The sequence below is a fragment of the Streptomyces stoeckheimensis genome (assembly GCF_045822005.1).
Classification (GTDB): Bacteria; Actinomycetota; Actinomycetes; order Streptomycetales; family Streptomycetaceae; genus Streptomyces; species Streptomyces stoeckheimensis.
The window spans coordinates 8,912,156-8,932,640 of the sequence record NZ_CP169550.1; the positions used below are offsets into that span (position 1 = coordinate 8,912,156).

Below are 20,485 nucleotides of genomic sequence, written 5' to 3' on the forward strand. Positions count from 1 at the left end.
ACAGCGTACGCGTCGTGTTCAGTTGCTGTTCGAACTGCGCCGGTGTGAGGCAGCCGAGCGCGGAGCGGCGACAGCGCCGCTCGTAGTGCGACAGCCGGCTGCCCGAACTCGGTGTACTCATCGCCGAGGACCCGCACCACGAGATCGGCGAGCGCACGTACCCAGCTCCGCGGGAAAGATGCTGGTCCGGGCATGACTCGATGCCCAAGCGGTCTGGGTGAAGGCTTCAGATCCCACGATCAGAGCGTTACGTTCCGTCCCTCCGTGAGGAAGGAACCCCCGTCGTGCGATCACTCTTCCGTGCCCTCAGCGTGTCCGCTGTCGCCCTGGCCCTCGCCGTCCCGCTGGCCCCCGTGGCCGCGCAGGCCGCGCCCCGGGCCTCCGTACGGGCCGTCCACAGCTCCAGCACCCCCAGCCGCGTCCTCGCCATACCGGGCACGGTCAACTTCCGTGACACCGGCGGGTACATCACGTACGACGGCGAGAGAACGCGGTGGGGGGTGATGTACCGCTCGGAGACCCTGTCGAAGCTCCCGCCGGAGGGCGTGACCGCGCTCGGCCAGCTCGGGCTCGGCAGCGTCATCGACCTGCGCACCGGCCTCGAGGTCCAGGCAGACGGCCTCGACCGCCTCCCGGCCGGCGTCACCTCCGTCGCCCAGCCGGTCGACGACACCAACCTGTTCGCGTTCATCGGGCAGATCGTCCGCAGCAAGGACCCCGCCTACCAGCAGGCCCAACTCGGCAACGGCGCGGCGGAAGCCCGGATGGCAGCGCTGTACCGGGGCTTCGTCACGAACCCGGCGAACCGTTCCGCGCTCGGCGCCGCGATCCGATCCGTCGCAAACTCCACCAAGCCGATCACGTTCCACTGCTCCGCGGGCAAGGACCGCACCGGCGTCCTCGCGGATACGATCCTGCGCGCGGTCGGCGTCCCGGCGACCATCTCCGAACAGGACTACCTGCTCTCCAACCAGCTGCGTGCCGCCTCTGACAAGGCCCTTCGGGATCAAGTGAAGGCCGGCGGGTACATGCAGAACCCGGACCTGCTCATCCCGCTCCAGGAGGTCCGCAGCCCGTACCTCGCCGCGTTCCGGGACCAGGCCGTCGCCGACTACGGCAGCTTCGGCAACTTCCTGACCAACGGCCTCGGCCTCGACGTCCTCACCCTGATCAAGCTGCGCGAGCGAATGGTCGACTGACCCGGAAAGCACTGCGCCCCCGCTGTCCGGAGCTCTCCGGACAGCGGGGGCTGCGGTCGGCGCTTGGCGCGGATGAAAACCATTGGTGCGTCCCGCCGTGCCCCAGGACCATGAGCTGCCGCCGTGCCGCACCGGGACGGCGGTCACTCATGTGCCGCCCTGGGAGGAACCCTGTATGACCCGTGTGCCGACAGTCCGACGCGTGCTTGGCGGCGGCCCGTTCGCCGAGATCGGAGAACCCGCTCTGGCCGTCGTCGACGAGCGCTCGCGGACGGTCGCCGTGGGCGGGGACCTCGGACATGTCCAGTGGATGGGCAGTGGAACCGCGGACTCCCGGTGGACGGGGCACCGAATCGGTGTCTACGAGCAGGACGGGCTGCGGTGCCGGAACCTCGTGCGGTCCTGGTACCCCGTTCGCTCCCTCGCCTACCACCCCGTGCTTCCCCTGCTGGCCGTTGGCACGGGGCGCTACGACGGCGGCTACTCGTTCGAAGGTGAGCTGCTGCTGATCCACCTGGACTCCGGCGACGTGGTGTCTGCCCTGCCGTACCCGCGGGAGGTGCTCGGCGTGGAATGGCGCAGCGAGACGGCACTTCGGCTGGTCTTGGCGCCGTGTGACGACTGGGAGAACCCGCAGGCACACGAGCAGGGTCATGCGGTCGTCGTGGCTCGCTCGGACTGGAGCGCCGTCGGGCGGGGAACGATCTGTGCCGAGGAGCTGGCCGCCCCTGCGGAACCGGTCGTCCAGCCGGATCACGGCGCGGAGGCCCGCCGCATCCTCACGGATCTCGCGGCCTCGGCCGATCGGCGGTGGTCCGTACGCCGCCGTGTGTGGGCTGTCGAAGGAACCGAGGACGGCCGCGTGCTGGCCGCTCTGGATGGGGTCCTGGCGGAGTCGTGGCTGCCATCGGGAGACCTGCAATGGGCGGTCGAGGACGAGGAAGGCGGCCGGCAGTTGGTGCCGGCCTCCGACGGCAGTTCGGTCTGGACCAATGCCGAACGTCGCGGTCACCGCAGTCGCAGTCACCGCAAGGGAAGTGGTGGGGAGACGGCCGTCCCCCGGGTCGCCCGGATCGCCGTCGACACGGGGCAGGTGCTGGAGACCTTGAGTCCGGGGGTGTTCACGGTTCTCGTCGCAGGCGGCCAGAGGACGGTCCTCAGGCCGTTGGACGGCCACCGCAAGCATCCCGAACGGCTGATGATGTTCGACCTCGACGGTCCGGTCAACGGTCCGGAGGTCGGCCACTTCGACCTGTTCAATCACCCCTTCGCCGTCCGTCGTGCGAGCCGTCCGTACGTCTTGGTGGGCACTGATCCGGACAAGCCACACAGGGGCAAGTGGGTCACCGCGGTGGGCGCCGATGGGACATTGCGGTGGCTCTTCCCACACTCCTGGGTACCGGAGGAGCACCACTTCGGGGGTCCCGCCGTCGAACTCGGGCAGTCCCTGATCCATGCCGGCGCCGTCCACCACGGTCAGGGACTCCAACCCGGTGGCGCCTACGTTGTGCGGCGATCCCTCAACGGTTCGGTGCAGTGGCAGCACCGAACCGATCACCCTGCCACTGCCCTCGACACCGACGGGGACACCGTCTACGTGGCCTACAACTCCGGCGCCCTGACGGCGCTGGACGCCGACGACGGCTCGGTGCGCTGGCACACCGAGCTCGAAGTCGAAGGAACACCGACCACCGGACTGTCCCTCGCCGTCACGCCCCGAGGACACCTGCTCATCGGGACCATCGACGGCCGGATCCTCGAGTTCCCACCTCGGCCATGACCTCGAGAAGTCCGCACCGCGACGCAGCAGCTGAGGGCGGCATGGTGGATGGATCACCGGAAGCCGAAGAACCGTGTCCACCAAGTGGGCCGCCTTGCGAAGGGCTCCAGCGCGCTGGGGCCTTCGTAGTCGCTCTCCAGGAGCTCTTCGGGGACGCTCACGTAGCCGAGTTCGGCCAGTGCCCGCTCCACGGTGGCGAGGTCGGCGGGGTCCAGTGCACCTTCCTCCATGGCTTCGCCCGTGCCGAGGAAGGCCCCTGGGTTGTCGGCGCAGACTTCGGCGAGGGAGCCGAACTTGCTCACGCAGACCACGATCCGCGTACCGCAGACCGTCGCCCCGGCCGGCACGTGGACGCGTCCGTACTCGCTGGAGTCCTGGGTGTCCCGCTCGGACTCACACGGGGCCCCGAAGTCCGCCTCGAGACGGCGCACCAGCCCGCCGAACCTGACAAGATCCGAGGGAGACGGCTGCGGGTGTTTCGGCGGTGCGGGTGTTGATGCCGTAGCGGGTGGCGAGGGAGTCCGGGGTGACGGCCGGCCCGTGTCCGCTCTGGGCAGCGGCGGGCGGCGACGCCCGATTTCCGGTGGCGGTACCGCCGGGCAGCCGGTGGCTTGATCCTCTGCTCGAGCCCTTCTCCCGGGACGAGGATCAGGCCGGCCAGGCACCGCGAGCCCGGCAGGATCCGCCGGACACACCCGGACCCCCGCACGTGTGATCCGCCCTCGCGGTGGTGCTGCCGGAAGCATTGTCCGAGCCTGCCCCTAGAGTCGCCCCAACGTGATCGCGGCGGCGCTGCGACCGAGGGTGTGCCATGCCTTGCCATGCCCCGGACCAGGCCGTCTTACCGAGGAGACAGCACATGGGGTGGGTTCCGGCCGGCGACTACGAAGTCGCCCTCGACGACGGGAAAGTGGTCTGCCGCAACGCGGCGGGTCGCCGGCTGAAGTCGGTCCCGGGGAAACTCGCGGACGACCCGGCCGTGGTCGGACTGCGCCAGCTGGTGGAGTGGCTGGATCGGCACGAACGCCAGTGCGTCGCCGACGTCGAGCGGTGGATGGTGCGCTCGCTGCCCGTCCCCGTCGCGGTCATCGCCCAGGTGTGGCAGGACACGGCCTGGCGCTCCGCGCTGCGCGACCTCGTCGTCACGGGTGAGGACGGCGAGGTCGCGGGATTCCTGCGCGACGCCGACCCCGTCCGGGGCCTCGGCCTGGTCGACCTCGACGGCGACACGGTGCGCATCAGCCCCGAACTGGTCCGCATCCCGCACCCGGTGCTGCTGGCGGACCTGGAAGAACTCCGCGAGTTCGCGGTCGAACTCACCGTGGACCAGCGGGTGCAGCAGCTCTTCCGCGAGGTCTGGCACCGCCCGGCGGACCTGGACCCGGAGACCGCCTCGGTCGACGACTACGCGGGCGGCGCCTTCAAGGAACTGCGGTTCCTGCACGGGCGCACCACCCAGCTCGGCTACCGGGCCCGCGGCGGCCAGGCGGTCTGCCCGGTCGTCGAGGACGGCGCGACGGTCGAGGCGCGCATCTGGATCGGCGACTACGAGAACTACGAGCGGACCGAGACCGGCTCACTGACCTGGACCGACGCCGCGGGCCGGGCCCTGACCGCAGGACAGGTCGGCCCGGTCGCCTGGTCGGAAGGCATGCGCATGGCGGCGGCCCTGTACGCGGGACGCGACATCGAAGACGAGGAGCAGGCGGCATGAACACCGACATGAACACCGGCACGAACACCGACGACATCACCCGGGCCGCGGCCCTGCTGGACGCCGGGGCGATCCTGCGCGCCGGCTCCGTCGCCCGCGACGACGCCGACACCCTCACCGCCCGGACCTACACCCACCCGGCCCTGGACGACCGGCGCGTGGTGCGCCTGGTTGCGGGCACCCTGGGCGAAGCCGAGGACCTGGCCCTGGACTTCCTCGGGCTCGCCCGCGAGCCCGAGGCACCCGAGGTGGGGCAGGTGCGCCGCGAGACGCTGGGCTTCCCCGCCTGGGCCCTGGTCAACGATCCGGCCAACGGCCATCACGCGCTGGCCCTGGTCAAGGACATGGAACGGCTGGCCCGTCAGGCCAAGTCCCGGGCCGGCGCCGCCAAGGACGGCTTCGAGGCACTCGCCACCCGGCTCGGCCGCGCCGTACCGCACTTCCTGCCGACGTTCTACGAGCAGGCCGCGCGCGTCTTCCTCCAGCACGACAACAGCACCTACGCCGCGACGCTCTTCGGCAAGGCGCGCGCCGCCGAGCGCGTCCACGGCCTGCCGGTCGACGAGGAGCGGCAGCGGGCGGTCTTCCTGGAGTTCGCCTTCGCCGGAGCCCTGACCGTCAAGGCGCTCAAGGACCACGCGCAGGACCTGTCGCGCCGCCTCGCCCCGGCCGAGGCCTGGGCGCAGTTCCGGCAGCTCGCCGTCGAACGCTGCGGTGCGGGCATGGCACCGTACGCCGCCCTGCCGCAGGACGCCCGTGCGCTCATCAAGGCCGCGGGCCTGGACCGGGAGACCGCCGAGAGCGCCTTCGTCGGCGACCTGATCGGCTCGCCGAGCATCGTGCGGGCCCCCGCGTCCTTCTGGACCGCCTACCGCCCGACCCTGGTGGCGCTCGCCGCCGCACGACCGGAGATCCGCATCCGGCTGCTGGAGATCATGCCGACCGGCCTCGGCGACGACCGGAAGGCCGACGAGGCCTGGCTGTCGCTGCTCGCCGAAACGGGCGCGGACGCCCTGCTCACCGACATGCGGAGCACGGACGGCGTCGACCCGGCGGACTGGCTCAGCCGCTGGGCCCTGCACCGCAAGCACGGATCGGCCAGCTCGCAGCGGTGCGCGCACACCCTGGCCCTCGTCGAGCGGATGGCCCCCCGGCTGCGCTCCGACGGCCGTCCCGCCGACCTCTTCCAGGGACGCTGGCACGCGGGCGCCGACCTGGACCTGCTCGACGCCTGCGTCGCCTGGGGCGTCCCCGTCGCCGAACCGGCGGCGGGTGCCAAGGTCCACCTCCCGCTGGAGCGCTGGATCGGTGACGACACCCCGGGCCGCCGCGACCTGACGGCCGTCGCCGGCCGTCCCCGCTTCCGCGGACTGCTGTACGACGCGCTGAACGGCCTGAACGGCCATCGCACGGGGGACTCCGCACTCACCGCGATCGCCGCCCACCCGGTGCTCGGCGCCGTGCTCCGCGACTGGCTGCGCGATCGTGCCGCGGAACTCACCGGTGCGGCAGGACTGCCCGGTTCGCGAGCGGCGCTGCGGCGCCTGTCGTCCTTCCGCGCGGTCGCCGGCCAGGTCAACCCGGAGGCCGTCGCCGAGATAGCCGCGTACGACCTGGCACCGGTCCTCGGCGCCACCCTGCGCGCCGGTGTCCTGGACGAACTGGGCTGGCCCGCCCTGGAGGAGACCTACCGGCGCCTCGACACCGACCACGCCGACAAGAACCACTGGATGGTGGTCGCCGAGGCCTGGCCCGCCCTGGTCCTCGCCAACCGCCACACGGCCGTCGTGGTCGGCCCCGAAGGGGTGCTCCTCGAACACGAGCTGCGCCTGCCCGCCGACCTGGACCACTGGCGCCGCCCCCACTTCCGGTACAGCGACGGCGAACTGCTGGTCATCTGGACGCAGGACGGCAAGCAGCGAGCGTACTGGTCGACCCGCCCCGCCGAACCCTTCACCCTCGGCGGCGAGCAGCTGCCGCAGTGGTGGAACGGGCAGGACGTCGGCTCCCCGTCGCTGCCGCTGCCCGGCGGCGGCCGCGCCACCGGCGGCCGCACCCTGCACGCGGGCGACACCACCCTGCCGTCCACCCGCCCCGTGCTGGGCGACGGCACCGGACACTGGCGCCAGGGCAAGCAGGGCCGAGACCACTGCTGGGTCGAGTACGACCCGGCGGGCGGCACCCACGGGCGCGCTTCGCTGCCCGCCTTCCTGCAATCGGGAATCCGCGACGGTGCCCGCCTCGTGACCGAGGAATGCGAGGTCCTGCCGCTGCTCCCGGGCCTGGAGACCACGCCGTTCGGTACCGACGGCACCGTCCTGGGCCGCTGGGTGCGCACCGAGGGCCAGGACCCCGACCGCCGCGTCACCTCCGGGACCCCCGACGGGCGGACCTTCACCCTGCCCGCCGAGCCGGTCCGCCGCGACCCCGTACCGCTGGGCGCCCTGCGGCTGCCGGGCGGAGCAGCGCCGCTGGCAGCCCTCGTCGGCGGCGCCGTCGAGCTGTATCCGGCGGGCGCCACCACCACCGACGCCCTTGGGTCGGTCCCCCTCGGCGAACGGGGCGGCGAGTACGCCGCCGGCACCCGGTACGTCCCGCCGCCCGCGTTCTGGCACGCCCTGCGCCCGCGCGACGAGCGGGGCTCGGCCGCCCTGCGCACCGTCACCGACGCGCAGATCGCGACCCTCCTCGACGCCGTCGCCACCGCACTGGCCGGGCGGAAGGCCGCGGTCGCCGCCGACAAGGCGTACGACGGCCCCACGGCGGACCAGCTCACCGAGGCCGCCGTCGCCGCGGCGCTCCCCGCACTGACCGACGCCCGGCTGCTCACCGGCGTGAGCGCGCTGGTGCGGACGGCCGCCCACCACCGCGCCGCCACCGCCGCGTACGCCACACCCCCGCAGGACGAGCCGCACGGCAAGAAGCGGCACGGCGACGGGATGTACGCAGACCACCGGCCCGTCCACGGGGACGACGCCGCCCTGACCGCCGCCGTGGACGGGATCGCCGCACCCGGCGGATACCGCTACTGGGGGCGCGACGAGAAGTGGAGCGGCCTCCAGCAGATCCTCTCCGTCAACCAGGTCCTGTCCGGCACGCCCGCCGACGGCAAGCCGCTGCCCGACCCCACCGCGTTGCCGGCCCTCGGCGACGGCTGGACGACAGAGACCCGCACCGTCCCCGGCATCGACCTGGCCTGGCTGCCGTTCCTGGACGCCCTCGGCCCCCTCGCCTACCGCGCAGCCGCCCCCACCACCACCGACGAACACCGGGAGGCGCTGCTGCTCCTCCTGGAGGCGGTCGCCACCGGCCCGCTCGCCCACCCCGTCGGCGCCCTGCGGCAGGTCCAGCTGTGCGAGGAGGACAGCGAGGACCAGGCCGGCAAGAAGCAGCGGCTCGGCCAGGTGCTGCGCCGCGGCGACCGCACGGTGGTGATCCTCGGCCGGGAGCACACCCACCGCAACGACCGCGTCCACTGGCTCGCCCTCGACCACGACCCGGAAGGGGAGTTCGGCCAGATCGCCGACTTCACCCACCACGAGGACCAGCGGTACACCCCCGCCCTCCCGCACGAGCGCCTGCTCCCGCTGATCCGCCTCGTCCGCGAGCGCGGCGCCGCGCCGTGGCGGCCCGAGGCGCCCGCCACCCTCGACGCCGCCACCGGCATCGGGCCCGCACAGGCGACCCTGCTGGTCGCGGCGGGCACTGGCGAACCGCACGCGGCCGCACTGGCGCTGACGGGCCTCAAGGCCCGGCAGGCCGAACGGGCCCACGACCGGCTGACCGCGCTCGGCGCCGCCAACCGGCTGGCACTGCTGGACGCGCTGCTGCCCGCCGACCCCGCCGACCTGTGGGAGACCGGCCCCGACACCGCGGCGGCCGCCAAGACCTGGGCGGAGCGCCTGGCATCCCTGGTCCGGCTCCCGGAGGACCTGGGAGACGTCCTGGCCGGCGTGTCCATCGCGTCGGCGGAAGCCGTCCTCAACCCCGAGCGCACCGCGTGGCTCAGCCGTACCACCGCCATGCGGCTCGACAAGGACGGCAACCTCGTCGCGGAGGACCCGGCCGCCGTCCCCGGCCGCGGCCACCTCACGAGCGCGGTGGCCGCGCTGAGCGGGCTCGCCTACAGGCTGCCGTACGGCCATCCGCTGCGCGCCCACCTGCCGGCCGGGCTCGCCGCGCTGCGCCGGCGCCTGGCCGACCCCGGCCTCATCCTCGACCTGGACGTGGAGTGGACGGAGAAGGGCACTGCCACCGCGGCTCCCCTGCGCACCGCCTACGGCATGCCCGCGACGGGAGGGGCCGGATCCGACGGCCTCACGCGCCTCGGGGACGCCCTCGTGCTGCGCCCGTGGTACGGCGACACCGAGATGACCCTGGTGCGTACGGCCGGGCTCACCGGCGCCGACGATCCCGTCTTCGGGCTGCTCGAAGGGCTGGTCGGTACGGGCCGCGCCCACAGCCTGGCGGCGGTGCGGACCCTGCTCGGCGACGACCTCGAACAGGCCGTCCTGGCCGGTTCGGTTCCCGGCGGCTTCACCGGCTACGCCCAGGACCCCGCCCGCTCGGTACCGGAGCTGGTCGCCGAGGTCGCCGCGACCCACGGACTGGGCGACGACGCGGCCGTGCTCTACCTGCAACTCCTCGCACTGCCCGACCCGACCGACCGCGACCGCGCCCGCTGGACCGGGTGGACGCCGGGCCGGTCGAAGAAGGCCAGGACCGAACTGGCCGCCACAGGCCTGGTCCTGGAGGCCAAGCGGTCCCGCGCGGGCCGGACCCTGTTCCTGCCCTGCGGCTGGCACGAATTCAAGGCCCCCGCCTTGCCGGTGGAGACCTGGAAGGAGCCGCTCTACCCGCTCCGCGACCGCACCCGGGCCGTGCCGCACCTGCCGGTGCCCGCCCTGTTCGCCCGCGTATGGGGCCGCGTCAAGGACGGCGACGCCCCCGCCTTCGAAGAACTCACCACCCGTGCCACCCGGAAGGGCCGCCGCCGATGACCACCGACACCACCGTTTCCGCACCCCGATCCGAAACCCCGGCCGCCCGGCAGGTCAGCCCGCCCGAGGACCGCCACGCCACCGAACTGGCCTTCCTCGCCGCCTACGACAACGGCCCCCGGCCGCCCGCCTGGCTGCTGACCCCGCGCGCCGTCGTCACCTTCGTGATGGGCAGCGCGGGCGAGGCCCTGCGCTTGCCCGAGGACGCCGCGGCCCCCGACGGCGTCCCGCGCAAGCTGGTCGTCGAGCAGAAGTTCGTAGGCGACCGCGCCCTGGTGGAACGCTGCGTCGTCACCCTCGCCGGAGAACGGGGACTGCTACTGGTCGGCGAGCCCGGCACCGCCAAGTCGATGCTCTCCGAGCTGCTGTCCGCCGCCGTGTGCGGCACCAGCGGCCTGGTGGTGCAGGGCACCGCGGGCACCACCGAGGACCAGCTCAAGTACGGCTGGAACTACGCGCTGCTCCTGGCCCAGGGCCCCACCCGGCAGGCCCTGGTGCCCTCCCCGGTCCTCACCGCCATGACCCGTGGCGCGGTGGCCCGGGTCGAGGAGATCACCCGATGCCTGCCCGAGGTCCAGGACGCCCTGGTCTCACTCCTGTCCGAACGGCGCATCGCCGTCCCGGAACTGGCCGGCAGCGCCGACGCCCTCGCCCACGCCGCCCCCGGCTTCACCCTCATCGCGACCGCCAACCTCCGCGACAAGGGCGTCTCCGAGATGTCCGCGGCCCTCAAGCGCCGCTTCAACTTCGAGACCGTCGGCCCCATCGGCGACCTGGACGCCGAGACCGCCCTGGTACGCCGCCAGGCCCACGCGGCCGTCACCCGGGCCGGTGCCCCCTTCCAGGTGGACGACGCGATCCTCGAAGCCCTCGTGACGGCCTTCCGCGACCTGCGGGACGGAAGGTCGGCCGAAGGCTGGGAGGTCGAGCGCCCGTCCACGGTGATGAGCACCGCGGAGGCGGTGTCCGTAGCCGGGTCGCTGGCCCTGGCCGCCGCGTACTTCCCCGGCGACCGGGACGTACTGTCCCTGCTCCCCGGCCACCTGCTGGGCGTGGTCCGCAAGGACGACCCGGCCGATGCCGCCCGGCTGCTGGGCTACTGGGACGGCGCGGTGCGCCGCCGCGCCGAGCAGGGTTCGGCAACCTGGCGCACCCTGTGGGACCTGCGCCCGGCCCTGGAGGGCTGACACCATGACCGCTCCGCCCCCGGCTCCCGCCACCGCTGCGGCTCCCGCCACCCCTGCGGATACCGCCGCCATGGCGGAGGCCTCCACCGTTGTGGGAGCCTCCACCGCCCCGTCCGACTCCACCGGCCCGTTCGACTTCACCACCCCGGCCATGACTCCGGACGAGGCGGTGGAGGCCCTGACCGATCCCACCGCCCCGTACCTCATCGGCGTACGCCACCACGCGCCGTCGCTCGCCGCCGTCATGCCGGAACTCCTGGACGCGGCGAAGCCCGAGGTGCTGCTCGTCGAGCTGCCCGCGGATCTGCAGGAGTGGCTGCCCTGGCTCGCCCACGCCGACACCCGGGCCCCCGTCGCCCTGGCAGCCGTCCCCGCCGCCGCCACCTCCGGCGGGGACGGGCGCGGGCCCGCCTTCTACCCGTTCGCCGATTTCTCTCCCGAACTCGTCGCCCTGCGCTGGGCCGCCCGCCACGGCATCCCCGTGATCGCCTGCGACCTGCCGCTGTCCGACCAGGCCCGCCACGAACCCCGGCACCCGGCCGCCGCGGGCCACGACGGCCCCGGACTGCGCGAGGCGCTCACCGCCCGTCTCACCGGCCGTCCCGGCGAGGACCTGTGGGACCGCCTCGTGGAGACCGCCGCCCCCGGCTCCCCGCCCGAGGCACTGCGCCGCGCCGCCCTGCTCACGGGCTGGGCGCTGCGGCACGACGCCGAACGGGCCGGGGCGGTGGCCGCGTCGGACCTCGCCCGCGAGCGCTGGATGCGCGCCCGGATCCACGAGGCCACGGCCGCCGGGCGCCGGGCGGCCGTGGTCGTGGGCGCCTTCCACACCCCGGCCCTGCTGGGCCCCGGGAGTGGCCCGGTGCCGCCCGCGGACGCGTTTTCCAGCGGTCCGGCCTGGACGGTCTCCCTCATCCCGTACACCTATCCGCTGCTGGACGAGCGGTCCGGCTACCCGGCCGGCATCCGCGACCCCGAATGGCAGCACCTCGTCCTGGAGGCGGCGGGCCGTCCGGCCGCCATCGACGAGGCACTGCTCACCACGGCCGTACGGATCTGCGGCGAACTGCGAGCGCAGGACCACCCCTCGGGTCCCGCGGACGCCCGCGAGATCGTCCGGCTGGCGGGCGACCTCGCCCGGCTGCGCGGCCTGCCCGCGCCCGGCCGCGGCGAACTGATCGAGGCCGTGCAGACCGTACTGGCCCAGGGCGAGCCGCTCGGCCGCGGGCGCGCCGTCGCCCGCTCGCTGGAACGGGTCCTGGTCGGCACCCGCTCCGGTCGGCCCGCACCCGCCGCCCCGCGCAGCGGTCTGGCACCGGCCGTGGAGGACGAGGTCGCGGCCCTCGGCCTGCCCGGCCCCGCCGACACCGGCCCCGCCGCCCGCGACCTGCGGCTCGACCCCCTGCGCTCGGACCTCGACCGCCGTCGCGAACTCCTGCTGCGCCGGCTGACGGTCTGCGACATCCCCTACGCCACGTCGACGCCCGTGACGGGCGCGGGCGCCGGCGAGGCCGTGACCACCCGCTGGGAAGTGCGGTGGACTCCGGCAACGGCCGCCATGCTCACCGCCGCCGGAGTACGCGGCGTCACCCCGGCCCAGGCCGCCGAAGGCCTGCTGCGCGAACGGCGCCGCGCCGAACAGGACGACGGCGGGCCCACCGCCGCCCAGAGCATCGACGGCCTCGCCCAGGCAGCCGCCTGCGGACTGCCCGCGCTGGCCGACGAACGACTCACCGAACTGGGCGAGGGCGTCCCCGCCACCGGCACACTGCCCCAACTGCTGGCCGCCCTCGGCCTGCTGGACCGCATCCGGGCCGGCCACATCGCCGGACTCGGCGCGGACCCGGACCGCGCCGCGCGATCGACGGCCGTCGGCGAACTGCTCACCTCGGCCGCCGTCCGCCAGGTCGACGGCCTCACCGGCTCCGACGACCCCGACGACGCCCGCGCACTGCTCGAACTCGCCCACCGCGCGGACGTCTTCGGCGGGATCCGGCTCACCGACGCCCTCACCCGGCTGGCCGCCGACGGCTCGCCGCTGATGTCCGCCGCGGCCGGAGCCGTCCGCGTCCTGCTCGGCCACGAGGACGCCCACGCCTTCGGGACCCGTACCGCGTCCTGGGTGGACGCGGCCACCGACGCCGCGACCCGGACCGTGCTGACCGCCCGCCTCACCGGCCTGCTCACCGCAGCCGGCCCACTCCTGGAGACCATGGCGCCCGTCCTCGACCCGGTGCTGGACCGGGTCACCGACCTCGGCGACACCGCCTTCCTGGACCGTCTGCCCGCACTGCGCGGCGGCTTCGACACCCTCAGCCCCGCCTCCCGCGACCGCTTGCTCACGGCGGTGGAGGACCGGCTCGGCGACGCCGCGGGCCGGGTCACCGACACGGACGGCATCGACCCGGCCGCGCTGGCGCTGTGGACCCGCACCGACCTCGCCGCCCGCGCGACGCTGGACCGACTGGGCCTGCTGCCCCCCGCCCTCCCGGCGGGCCCCGACGGCTCCGGACCGTCCGCGAAGCCGCACGACCGCGACCACCACCCCGGCCAACCGTCACCCGCCCTCGCGGCGGAGCCCGCGACCCCCGACCCGACCGGTACGCCACCGCACACCCCCGGCCGGACACCGGCCCCGGACGCAGCTGCACCCGCCGCCACCGCGGGCCCCGCGGCCGCGCAGCGGCCCGGCCCGCCGCCGGCAGACTCCCCGGCAGCGCCCGCCGCATCCGGGGGAGCGGCCGGGCAGGCCGCACCCACGCCGGACCGCGTCCTGGCCCCCGCGGACCGCTGGCGGCTGGTACTCGGACGCCGCACCGACCAACTGCCGCCATCGGCAGCACCGCTGGCCACCGCGCTGGACGAGCTGTACGGCACCGGCCGCGGCGAGGGCTCCCGCGGCGATCTCGGCGCGGGCAACCGCGGCGGCCGCCAGGCGCCCTACCCCGGCGTCCGAGAATGGTCCGAGGAACTGTCCGCCCTGTTCGGCCCCGGCATCCGCGAGGAGGTCCTCGCCGCGGCCGCCGCGTCCGGCCGCCGCGACGTCCTGGGCGAACTCGACCCCGACAGCGTCCGCCCCTCCGTCGACCTGCTGCGTACGGTCCTCCAGCACGCTGGCGGCCTCCCCGAGGCCCGGCTCGGCGCACTCCGCCCCCTGGTCCGCCGGCTCGTCGACGAACTCACCCGGCAGCTGGCCACCCGGCTGCGCCCCGCCCTGACCGGCATGACGCTGCCCCGCCCGAGCCGGCGCCCCGGCGGCCGGCTCGACCTGGCCCGCACCCTGCGCGCCAACCTCGCCACCGCACGCCGGGCCCCCGACGGCAGCGTCCAGGTCATCCCCGAGCACCCGGTGTTCCGCTCCCGCGCCCGGCGCGCCGCCGACTGGCGGCTGGTCCTGGTCACCGACGTCTCCGGCTCCATGGAGGCCTCCACCATCTGGTCGGCCCTCACCGCCGCCGTCCTGGCCGGGGTGCCCACCGTCTCCACCCACTTCCTCGCCTTCTCCACCGAGGTCATCGACCTGACCGACCACGTGCACGACCCGCTGTCCCTGCTGCTGGAGGTACGGGTCGGCGGCGGCACCCACATCGCCGCCGGGCTGCGCCACGCCCGCACCCTGGTGACCGTGCCGTCCCGCACCCTGATCGTCGTGATCAGCGACTTCGAGGAAGGCCACCCGGTCGGCGGGCTCCTCTCCGAGGTACGCACCCTCGTCGGAGCCGGGTGCCACGTACTCGGCTGCGCGAGCCTGGACGACTCCGGGCGTCCCCGGTACTCGACCGGCGTCGCCGGGCAGCTCGTCGCCGCCGGGATGCCGGTGGCCGCCCTCAGCCCGCTCGAACTCGCCCGCTGGGTAGGGGAGAAGATCGCATGAGCCAGCACCTGCCCGCTGTCGCGCCCGCGGTGACCGCCGAGATCGTCGGCGCGCTCTCGCCCAGGCTGCGCAAGCGGCTCGACGCCGCCATCACCAAGATCGCCGACCGGCCCGTCACCCGCGACGGCGACACCGTACGGATCACGGTCGACGACGAGACCGGCCTGGAACTCCACGCCCCCGCCGGGGTGGTGACCACGGCGGACGCCATCCGCTGCGGCTGCCTGCTCGCCCCGGGCTGCCTGCACCGGGCAGCGATCGCGTCCGCCGCGCCGGTGGCCGACCCCGTGGCCCACCCGTCCTGCGACCCGGACGCCGGGCAACCGTCCCCCGACGAGGACGCCGGACCCCCTCAGCCGCCGGAGGCCGAAGAGAGCACGGCCACCCCCGAGCAGCGTGCCGCGGCCGGCCAGCTGTGGACAGCGGGCGCCGCCCTGCTCGACACGGGCATCGAAGGCGCCGGAGCCGTCCTGCAGTCCGAACTGCTGCGGGCCGCCCACACCGCCAAGCTCGCCGGCCTGCCCCGCCCGGCCGCGGCCGCAGTCTCCGTCGTCACCGCGCTGCGCTCGGCGCGCTCCGCCGACCCCGCCCACCGCCTCGCCGACCTCACGGCAGCCGTCCTCGAACTGCTCGGCACCGCCCACCGGCTGCCCGACGCCACCGGACCCGAACTGGCCGCCCTACGCGGCACCGCCCGGCAGACCTACGTACCGGACGGATCCCTGCGCCTGTACGGCCTGTTCACCGAACCCCTGATCACCGCCGGTGGCTACGCGGGCGCCATCACCTGGACCGCCGCCGCCGACGGCCGCCTCTACACCGTCTCGGACATCGCCCCGGGCGGCCCCGGCCGAGCCACGGCGGCAGCCGGGCGTACCGTACGCCTGGGCGACACCGCCCTCACCCACCGGCAGTTGTCCCACGCGGGGCTCGCCCTGTCGGGGGCCACCGTCTCGCCCACCGGCCGCCTCGGCGCGGGCGCCGGGGTCAAGGCGGTCCAGGCGGCGGGCGCGGCCTGGACGGACGAACCCCTCGCCGCCCTGTGGGCACCGCCTGCCGCCGAACAGGTCGCGCGGGCCCTGAACTCCCAGGCACCGGGCGCCGATCTGCTCTTCCTCGACGTGACGATCCTGGGCCCCGCCCGCGAGACCGGCGGTGACTGCCTCCTCGCCACGTGCGGCGACCTGACGCTCCGCCTCACCGCGGCCCACGACCATCCCGCGCTGGCGTACCGCGACAACCTCCGGATGCTGGCCGCCCTGCCCGGCACGCGCCTGCGCGTCGTCGGCCGCCTCCTCCCGGATTCCCGGCCCGGCCTCCGACTCCTGGCGGCCGCCCACCCGGCGGATCCCGCACGGCGCGTCGACCTGGGCCTGGACCGGCTGCAACGTGCCGACCTCCCCTCCGCCGCGCCGCCGGTCGCACAGGTTCCGACCGGCGGGGAGGCGGGCCAGGCCCCGCTCCACCTCATGCGCCGCCGCCTCGAACAGGCCGTCGCCGCCGGACGCCCTTTCCTGGCCGTCCCCGGATCGTCGCCGGCCGACGCAGGGCAGCTGCGCCGATCGGCCCTCCCCACCGCCGCCGATCTCCTGGCCGAACTCCAACGCACCGCCACCCGGCGCGCCCGCGACCCCTTCGGCCGCCTGCTCCCCGCCGACCCGACCGACTTCGCCCGCGCTTGGCTGGGCGCGGCCCTGTACACGGAGGCGGCCGAGGCATCGCTGTGTGCGGCGGCATGGCAACAGGAACGGTGAGTGCCGGGGCACCGGGGCGCCTTCAGCAGGCTGCTCGGGGCCGCTTCGGACGCCGGGCGGTGGCGAGGCCGAGCGAGGTGACGGCGAGGGCGAGCAGGGTCACCGCGGCGAGGGCGACCAGGGTGTGCTGGTCCGGGTGGGCCACGGACTGGCCGCGTCGCGCCTGCCAGGTGAGTACCGCGAACAGCCCCGTGTACCAGAGGGCGAAGCCGCCGACGAGCCGCGTCCGGACGCGGTTGCCGAGCGGTCGGCCGAGGCGGGTGCCGGACAGGTGCATGAGGACGATGAGCAGCAGCAGGACGTGGATGGCGTGCATGCCGACGAGGTGCGGTACGCGGAGGTCTCCGCCGGTGAGGCTCCAGCCGGTGAGCGGCATGCCGTGGCCGTCGGGATCGCCGATGCCGTGGCCGCCGCTCAGGACGACGGGGTTCCCGGCCGCGTCCGCAACGGTGCGCGGTTCGGCGGCAAGGGTGTTGAGCCAGGCCGCCACGGCCATGCCGGCCGCGGCCAGCGCGAGCCCCGCGCCGAGGGCGATGCGCAGTGCCCGGTCCTCGTCCGACTGGAACAGGACCAGTGTCGCGATGACCAGGGTGGCCGCGAGGAGCGGCATCACGCCGATGGAGAACGCGGTGCCGACCTTGCGGGCCACGGCGTCGGTGTTCTCGTTGAAGTGGCTGTACGTGCCGTGGGCTGCGGCGTAGGCGACGGCGCAGACGTCGATCACCCCGGCCGCCGCGATGACGCTGCCCGTCCACCAGCCCAGCCGCCTGCCCTTGGCCAGTCGGCTCAACAGCCAGGCCAGCGTGACCCCGTACACGCCGAAGGCGAATGCGAACTTCATCGGCTTGAACCAGACGGACTCGCCCATGAGTTGCCGGTCGTCGACGAGGATGCCGACGGCGGCGACCAGCGAAATGGCAAACATCAGTGCGGCGTTGAGCATCAGTGGGCGATGCCAGGTGCGTAGTCGTGCCGATGCGTGGTTCACAGGTCCTCCGGAGGCCGGCGCTGGTGAGTGGCCGCCAGGCTAGGAAGGGCGGCGCCTCGGCTGCGTCCTCTGCCGGGGGCATCCGCAGGACCCCCGGCGGGGTGCCCGACCGGGGCGAAGTACCCCACTGGGACGATGCGCACCCCGCGGTCCCCGGCTAGCGTGCGGGCGACAGGGCAGTCGGCTTCCCGCGCCCGCACGCCCTCTGCTGGAAGGACCTCGGCCGCGATGCACCGACACGTGACCCGCCCGACCGCCTGGTGGCCGTCCCGCGCCCGGCCGCTGCCGGCAGGCCGGCCCCCGTTCACGCGCACCGTGGTCACGGACGCCGTCCTCGCGGCGGTCTTCTTCGCCGTGATGCTCGTCGAACTGCTGGGGCCGGACGGACCTGCGGACAGCGGGACGACCACGCGGGCCGTCCTGATCTGCGCTGCGGTCGCCGGACCGCTGGCCTCCCGCAGGACGGCTCCCCTGGCCTCGTACCTGGTGGGCACCGCAGCCCTGTCGGTCGAAGCCCTGTGGGGTCTGGAGAACACGGTCTCCCCGTACGCGAACCTGATCGGGCTGTACTCCCTCGGCCTGCACGCGAGCCGGATCCGCGCCTGGTGCGGTCCGTTCGCGGCATTCCTGGGCATGATCGCCTACTTCACCGGGCAGGAGCAGCGCCCCTCCTGGTCCGCGGTGCCCGCCGGGGTGCTCTTCCTGTGGCTGCTCGTGTGGGCGATCGGCTTCGGCTCCGCCCGGCGGCTGGAGGAGCGCGACGCCACCCAGCTGCGACTGCGGTCGGAGGTGGTCGCGGGCGAACGAGCCCGCATGGCACGCGAGGTGCACGACCTCATCGGCCACACCGTCAACGTGATGCTGGTCCAGGCCGGCGCCACCAGGCGGCTCCTCAGCCGTGACCCGGAACGGGCGCGCGAGGTGCTCGCACAGCTGGAGGACTCCGGCCGCGAGGCGCTGGAGGAACTGGACCGGGTCCTCGGCCTGCTGCGCCACACCGCCACCTCCCCGTCCGTGCAGCCCGGGCTCGGCGACCTGAGCCGGCTCACGTCGCGCATGGAGCAGGCCGGGATCACCGTGGCGACGCGGGTGGAGCCGGGCGGGGCCGAGCTTCCCGGCAGCATCGACATGTCCGCGTACCGGATCGTGCAGGAGGCGCTCACCAACACGGTCAAGCACGCCCGCGCCGAGACCGCCGACGTGACGGTCCGTCGCGTGGGCGACCTTCTCGACATCGAGGTCAGCGACGACGGCCACGGCGCCGGGAACGGCTACGCGCCCGGACGCGGGCTGCTCGGCATCGCGGAACGGGTCTCGATCCTCGGCGGCCGACTCGAACACGGGCAGGGCGAGCACGGCGGGTTCCGCCTGCGCGTCCGGCTCCCGCTCCGATGACGGGGCCCGCCATCGGACCGGCGGCATCCCCGGCCCCGGACTCCTGCCGGCGCCGGATCAAGGTCGTCGTCGCCGACGACGACACCCTGCTGCAAGCGGGCCTCGCCCTGATCCTCGGGACCGACGACGACCTGGAGGTCGTCGGGCAGGCGACGGACGGCCTCCAAGCGGTCCGCCTGTGTCACGAACTCGCGCCCGACGTCGTCCTGATGGACGTACGGATGCCCGGCATCGACGGGGTCGAGGCAACGCGGCGGATCGCGGCCGCCGGTCTGCCGACCCGGGTGCTGATCCTGACGACGTTCCACCACGACGCGTACGTATGGAGTGCGATTCGGGCCGGGGCGAGCGGCTTCCTCCTCAAACGCGCCTCGCCCGAACGCCTCATCGAAGCCGTACGGACCGTCGCGGCCGGTCAGGCCGTGCTGGACCCGGCCGTCGCCCGCGACGTCTTCACCCGCCTCGCGGCCCAGCCCGCCCCTGGTACGCACCCTCCGTCCGATGCCCGCCTGGAGAGACTCACCGCCCGGGAGCGCGAGGTGCTGCGGCAGGTCGCGCACGGCCTGTCCAACACGGAGATCGCCGAGCTGCTCTCCCTCGCCGAGTCCACCGTCAAGACCCACGTCAAGCGGATCCTGGCCAAGCTCGACGCCCGTGACCGGGCCCAAGCGGTGGCCATCTCCTACCAGACCGGCCTGATGCCGACCTGACGCCCGGCCCGCCCGCCCGGGGCAAACGGCACCGCCGCCGGTCGGGGCAAGGGTTCAGCGGGCGATCGTAGGGCCGTGACCCGATCGCTCCGTGGGTTGCTACCGCTTGCGTGGATGCCGCCAGCACACCCGCGGTGATCAGGAGCAGCAACGCTCCGGCGATCTCGCGGCATTGGGCGATCGTCGCCCACCTGCGGACCGGGCGGCGCTGGCGATTCGGTCGCGGCTGGACCAAGCTGCCGCTGCGCTGAGACGCAAGGGGGACTCCCACGGGTGCGGGCCGGGGACGTGTGGCGGCGTGCCGGGTGGCGGGCGGGGGCCACATCGTGCCCCGCCTGATCTACGACGCTTCGACGAGACGGCGACCGAGGGGTTCTCACGGGCCGCGAGGGCCCGTATCCCGAGTCGGCGTCCGTCCCGTCAGGTCACCGCTCCGCCTGGTCGGGCGTGATCTTCACGTCTCCGTGGGCTCCTGATCGTTGTGTTCTTGCTCCTGCGCCCAGGCGATCGCCCATTCGTCGAGCGGATGGAGGGCATCGCGGAGTGCTGTTCCCAGCCGGGTCAGCTCGTAGCCATCGGCCGAGGGGGCGATGATCCCGCTCGATGTGAGCTCGCGGAGCCGCTGGTAGAGGACGCTGGACGACAGCCCTTCGCACCGTGCCAGCAGCGCGCGGGCGCCGAGCGGACCCGCACGCAGTTCCCAGAGAATGCGCAGCGCCCACCGACGGCCGAACAGGTCCATCGCGGCCATGAGCGGACGGCCGGTCGTCGATCCACGAACCGGTGTTCCTGGGCGCGGTGTCGACATGACCCTCCTTGCGTTTCGTTATTCGAAACACTGGCATCCATCCCGGCGTTTCTGATTTCGAAACGAACCCGACGGG

Annotated in this window: 12 protein-coding genes; 9 read left to right on the top strand and 3 right to left on the bottom strand. The window is 74.2% G+C overall.

Going from position 1 to position 20,485, the window contains the following annotated elements; translation table 11 throughout:
• Positions 1 to 284: 284 nt before the first annotated feature.
• The gene (locus ACE1OC_RS40390; protein WP_407841253.1) at positions 285 to 1,199 is read left to right on the top strand and encodes a tyrosine-protein phosphatase; all 915 of its coding nucleotides are present in this window, start codon (positions 285 to 287) and stop codon (positions 1,197 to 1,199) included.
• A 202-nt stretch (positions 1,200 to 1,401) separates the two neighbouring features.
• On the top strand, positions 1,402 to 2,979 hold the full coding sequence (locus tag ACE1OC_RS40395) for a PQQ-binding-like beta-propeller repeat protein (protein ID WP_407841254.1): 1,578 nt from the start codon (positions 1,402 to 1,404) through the stop codon (positions 2,977 to 2,979).
• A 53-nt stretch (positions 2,980 to 3,032) separates the two neighbouring features.
• Here the strand turns inward: ACE1OC_RS40395 and ACE1OC_RS40400 are convergent, their stop codons facing one another.
• Positions 3,033 to 3,410 carry a hypothetical protein gene (locus tag ACE1OC_RS40400; RefSeq protein WP_407841255.1) on the bottom strand — a complete coding sequence of 126 codons (378 nt, stop codon included), beginning with the start codon at positions 3,408 to 3,410 and terminating at the stop codon, positions 3,033 to 3,035.
• Positions 3,411 to 3,838: 428 nt separating this feature from the next.
• Here ACE1OC_RS40400 and ACE1OC_RS40405 point away from each other — a divergent pair, with 428 nt between their 5' ends.
• From ACE1OC_RS40405 to ACE1OC_RS40425, 5 genes are all read left to right on the top strand, one after another.
• Positions 3,839 to 4,693: a DUF4132 domain-containing protein gene (locus ACE1OC_RS40405; RefSeq protein WP_407841256.1), complete on the top strand. Its 855-nt coding sequence runs from the start codon at positions 3,839 to 3,841 to the stop codon at positions 4,691 to 4,693.
• Entirely contained in the window at positions 4,690 to 9,693 is a 5,004-nt protein-coding gene (locus ACE1OC_RS40410) for a hypothetical protein (RefSeq protein ID WP_407841257.1), read from the top strand. Before ACE1OC_RS40405 ends, ACE1OC_RS40410 begins: the two co-directional genes overlap by 4 nt.
• Positions 9,690 to 10,880 carry an ATP-binding protein gene (locus ACE1OC_RS40415; RefSeq protein WP_407841258.1) on the top strand — a complete coding sequence of 397 codons (1,191 nt, stop codon included), beginning with the start codon at positions 9,690 to 9,692 and terminating at the stop codon, positions 10,878 to 10,880. The genes ACE1OC_RS40410 and ACE1OC_RS40415 overlap by 4 nt, the downstream gene beginning before the upstream one ends.
• A gap of 70 nt (positions 10,881 to 10,950) precedes the next feature.
• Positions 10,951 to 14,754: a vWA domain-containing protein gene (locus ACE1OC_RS40420; RefSeq protein WP_407841840.1), complete on the top strand. Its 3,804-nt coding sequence runs from the start codon at positions 10,951 to 10,953 to the stop codon at positions 14,752 to 14,754.
• On the top strand, positions 14,751 to 16,508 hold the full coding sequence (locus ACE1OC_RS40425; protein WP_407841259.1) for a hypothetical protein: 1,758 nt from the start codon (positions 14,751 to 14,753) through the stop codon (positions 16,506 to 16,508). The genes ACE1OC_RS40420 and ACE1OC_RS40425 overlap by 4 nt, the downstream gene beginning before the upstream one ends.
• A 22-nt stretch (positions 16,509 to 16,530) precedes the next feature.
• On the opposite strand, the gene ACE1OC_RS40430 is transcribed toward ACE1OC_RS40425, so the two are convergent.
• The gene (locus ACE1OC_RS40430; RefSeq protein ID WP_407841260.1) at positions 16,531 to 17,451 is read right to left on the bottom strand and encodes a hypothetical protein; all 921 of its coding nucleotides are present in this window, start codon (positions 17,449 to 17,451) and stop codon (positions 16,531 to 16,533) included.
• A gap of 273 nt (positions 17,452 to 17,724) precedes the next feature.
• On the opposite strand from ACE1OC_RS40430, the gene ACE1OC_RS40435 reads away from it, so the two are divergent.
• Positions 17,725 to 18,891 carry a sensor histidine kinase gene (locus tag ACE1OC_RS40435; protein ID WP_407841261.1) on the top strand — a complete coding sequence of 389 codons (1,167 nt, stop codon included), beginning with the start codon at positions 17,725 to 17,727 and terminating at the stop codon, positions 18,889 to 18,891.
• Positions 18,888 to 19,601 (top strand): response regulator, encoded by a 714-nt coding sequence (locus ACE1OC_RS40440; RefSeq protein WP_407841262.1) that lies wholly within the window; start codon positions 18,888 to 18,890, stop codon positions 19,599 to 19,601. Before ACE1OC_RS40435 ends, ACE1OC_RS40440 begins: the two co-directional genes overlap by 4 nt.
• A gap of 454 nt (positions 19,602 to 20,055) precedes the next feature.
• Here ACE1OC_RS40440 and ACE1OC_RS40445 read toward each other — a convergent pair whose 3' ends face one another.
• A complete protein-coding gene (locus ACE1OC_RS40445; RefSeq protein WP_407841263.1) occupies positions 20,056 to 20,352 on the bottom strand; it encodes a winged helix-turn-helix transcriptional regulator in 297 nt (98 codons plus the stop codon).
• Positions 20,353 to 20,485: the final 133 nt, after the last annotated feature.

Coding starts and splice junctions, on each gene's coding strand:
- ACE1OC_RS40425 (WP_407841259.1), top strand. CDS start 14,751: ATGAGCCAGCACCTGCCCGCTGTCGCGCCCGCGGTGACCGCCGAGATC.
- ACE1OC_RS40445 (WP_407841263.1), bottom strand. CDS start 20,352: ATGGCCGCGATGGACCTGTTCGGCCGTCGGTGGGCGCTGCGCATTCTC.
- ACE1OC_RS40435 (WP_407841261.1), top strand. CDS start 17,725: ATGCACCGACACGTGACCCGCCCGACCGCCTGGTGGCCGTCCCGCGCC.
- ACE1OC_RS40410 (WP_407841257.1), top strand. CDS start 4,690: ATGAACACCGACATGAACACCGGCACGAACACCGACGACATCACCCGG.
- ACE1OC_RS40440 (WP_407841262.1), top strand. CDS start 18,888: ATGACGGGGCCCGCCATCGGACCGGCGGCATCCCCGGCCCCGGACTCC.
- ACE1OC_RS40430 (WP_407841260.1), bottom strand. CDS start 17,451: ATGCTCAACGCCGCACTGATGTTTGCCATTTCGCTGGTCGCCGCCGTC.
- ACE1OC_RS40415 (WP_407841258.1), top strand. CDS start 9,690: ATGACCACCGACACCACCGTTTCCGCACCCCGATCCGAAACCCCGGCC.
- ACE1OC_RS40405 (WP_407841256.1), top strand. CDS start 3,839: ATGGGGTGGGTTCCGGCCGGCGACTACGAAGTCGCCCTCGACGACGGG.
- ACE1OC_RS40420 (WP_407841840.1), top strand. CDS start 10,951: ATGGCGGAGGCCTCCACCGTTGTGGGAGCCTCCACCGCCCCGTCCGAC.